This is a genomic window from Klebsiella sp. EMBS2024 (genome assembly GCF_036233805.1).
GTDB classification, from domain to species: domain Bacteria; phylum Pseudomonadota; class Gammaproteobacteria; order Enterobacterales; family Enterobacteriaceae; genus Klebsiella; species Klebsiella pneumoniae.
This window is the reverse complement of record NZ_JAZARW010000001.1, coordinates 3,675,636-3,678,798: the sequence shown is the minus strand read 5'-3', so window position 1 is coordinate 3,678,798 and position 3,163 is coordinate 3,675,636. Positions and strand designations below refer to the sequence as shown.

Here is a 3,163-nt window from a genome sequence, read left to right as displayed (position 1 = left end):
CGCCTCCCGCTGTCGCTTATTTAATGCCGTCGGCCTTCATGCGATCGCGAATATGCTGCGCGCGGGCTTCCGATGCCGGGTGATCGTCAAACATAGAGCTCTGACGGCCGGCTTCCAGCTTGGCCAGTTTCTCGAAGCTGGTGGCCAGTCCCGACGGATTGATACCGCGCTTACGCAGCAGGTCGTAAGAGTAGTCATCCGCTTCCGATTCCTGACGCTGGGAGAACTGCGAGTTCACCAGTTTTTCGCCCAGATCGCCCAACTGAGACTGCGACAGGCTACCGACGATACCGCCCGCGGAGGCCGCCGCCGCACGCACGGCGTTGGTACCCAGGGCGACCTGCATGCCTTTCTTCACGTGGCCCAGCGCGACGTGGCCCATTTCGTGGCCGATCACCGCCTCGACTTCATTATCGTTCATCAGATCCATCAGCCCGCTGTAGACGCGGATGCAGCCGTTGGCCATGGCGAAGGCGTTGACATCCTTGGTCTCATAGACCTTGTAGTTCACGGGCTGACCATTGATGTTATCGCCCAGCGCAGCCGCGATTTTGTTCAGCCGCTGGCTGTATTCACTGTTGGCCGGGGCGATTTTCGCTTTGGCGTCCATCTCTTTACAGGCCTGGTCGCTTAAGGTTTTCACCTGCGCGTCGCTGAGAGAGTATGCCNGGAAGGCTTCGGCGCCTGAGCTGAGCAGACCGTTGGAGTCCATGTTCTGACATCCGGTGAGGGTTGCTGCGATCCCAAGAGCAAGTACGGTTGAGCGAATTTTCATTTTTATCTTCCACAATCTTATGGTTGTTTATCCGAAAATACGGCGACGGCAGGGAACCGTATTCTGCGTAAATTATAAAGAGTATCGCAGGATGCGGGCGAGCGGATTCCGGCGTAGCACAACCTGTTCCAGAGATTTCTTAAAGGGCAAAAGGATGCTCCATGTACATGACTTGTCGCTTGGGTTACATTGTTCACACTTTTTTCCGGCGTAGCCCAAAACGCGCTCTCGTCAAGTCGTTAAGGGCATGGCCTTCAACAGTCCGAACTGGAGTCAAAATGTCCTCACGTAAAGAGCTTGCTAACGCTATTCGTGCGCTGAGCATGGACGCTGTACAGAAAGCCAAATCCGGCCACCCGGGGGCCCCGATGGGTATGGCTGACATTGCCGAAGTGCTGTGGCGTGATTTCCTGAACCATAACCCGAACAATCCGGCCTGGGCTGACCGTGACCGTTTTGTGTTGTCAAATGGCCATGGTTCGATGCTGATTTACAGCCTGCTGCACCTCACTGGCTACGATCTGCCGATTGAAGAGCTGAAAAACTTCCGCCAGCTGCACTCCAAAACCCCGGGTCACCCGGAAGTCGGCTACACCGCAGGCGTGGAAACCACCACCGGTCCGCTGGGCCAGGGTATCGCTAACGCGGTCGGGATGGCTATCGCCGAGAAAACCCTGGCGGCGCAGTTCAACCGTCCGGGACACGATATCGTCGACCACTACACCTACGCCTTCATGGGCGACGGCTGCATGATGGAAGGCATTTCTCACGAAGTGTGCTCCCTGGCCGGTACCCTGAAACTGGGTAAACTGGTGGCGTTCTATGATGACAACGGCATCTCTATCGACGGCCACGTTGAAGGCTGGTTCACCGATGACACCGCGAAACGCTTTGAAGCCTACGGCTGGCACGTGGTGCGCGGCGTGGACGGTCACGACGCTGACGCCATCAAACGCGCGGTAGAAGAAGCGCGGGCGGTCACCGACAAACCGTCCCTGCTGATGTGTAAAACCATCATCGGTTTCGGTTCGCCGAACAAAGCCGGTACCCACGACTCCCACGGCGCGCCGCTGGGCGACGCCGAAATCGCCCTGACCCGCGAAGCGCTGGGCTGGAAACACGCGCCGTTTGACATCCCGTCTGACATCTATGCCCAGTGGGATGCCAAAGAAGCCGGCCAGGCGAAAGAAGCCGCATGGAACGAGAAGTTTGCGGCTTACGCCAAAGCCTTCCCGCAGGAAGCAGCCGAATTCACCCGCCGTATGAAAGGCGAGATGCCGTCTGACTTCGACGCGAAAGCTAACGAGTTCATCGCGAAGCTGCAGGCCAACCCGGCGAAAATCGCCAGCCGTAAAGCCTCGCAGAACGCCATCGAAGCCTTCGGCCCGCTGCTGCCGGAATTCCTCGGCGGCTCCGCAGATCTCGCGCCGTCCAACCTGACCCTGTGGTCCGGCTCTAAGCCGATCAACGAAGACGCTGCCGGGAACTACATCCACTACGGCGTGCGCGAGTTCGGTATGACCGCTATCGCCAACGGTATCGCGCTGCACGGCGGCTTCCTGCCGTACACCTCCACCTTCCTGATGTTCGTGGAATACGCGCGTAACGCGGTACGTATGGCCGCGCTGATGAAACAGCGTCAGGTGATGGTCTACACCCACGACTCGATCGGTCTGGGCGAAGACGGCCCGACTCACCAGCCGGTAGAGCAGGTGGCTTCCCTGCGCGTGACCCCGAACATGTCCACCTGGCGTCCGTGTGACCAGGTTGAATCCGCGATTGCGTGGAAATATGGCGTGGAGCGTCAGGACGGCCCGACCGCGCTGATCCTCTCCCGTCAGAACCTGGCGCAGCAGGAGCGTACCGCAGAGCAGCTGGCGAACGTGGCCCGCGGCGGTTATGTGCTGAAAGATTGCGCCGGCNNNCAGCCGGAGCTGATCTTCATCGCCACCGGTTCAGAAGTGGAGCTGGCGGTTGCCGCATGGGACAAACTGACTGCCGAAGGCGTGAAGGCGCGCGTGGTTTCCATGCCGTCCACCGACGCGTTCGACAAGCAGGATGCGGCTTATCGCGAATCCGTACTGCCGAAAGCCGTGACCGCGCGCGTTGCCGTGGAAGCGGGTATCGCTGACTACTGGTTCAAATACGTTGGCCTGAACGGCGCCATTGTTGGCATGACCACCTTCGGTGAGTCTGCGCCGGCTGAGCAGCTGTTCGAGGAGTTCGGCTTCACCGTTGATAACGTGGTCGCTAAAGCGAAAGCGCTGCTGTAATCGCTGGTACGGTGCGGGCTGATGCCCTCACCCCAACCCTCTCCCACAGGAGAGGGTGCAAACACCAAAACGGTAACCCCTGGGTTACCGTTTTGCTTTTATCTCGCCACCCGGC

2 protein-coding genes are annotated in these 3,163 nt (G+C 59.2%); one reads left to right on the top strand and one right to left on the bottom strand.

The window, feature by feature from the left end; translation table 11 throughout:
* Positions 1 to 16: 16 nt before the first annotated feature.
* A complete protein-coding gene (locus VZP09_RS16940) occupies positions 17 to 775 on the bottom strand; it encodes a M48 family metallopeptidase (protein WP_328795295.1) in 759 nt (252 codons plus the stop codon).
* Positions 776 to 1,053: 278 nt separating this feature from the next.
* Here VZP09_RS16940 and tkt point away from each other — a divergent pair, with 278 nt between their 5' ends.
* Positions 1,054 to 3,048, top strand: a complete 1,995-nt coding sequence (gene tkt, locus VZP09_RS16935) for a transketolase (RefSeq protein ID WP_328795294.1) — start codon at positions 1,054 to 1,056, stop codon at positions 3,046 to 3,048.
* Positions 3,049 to 3,163 lie beyond the last annotated feature (115 nt).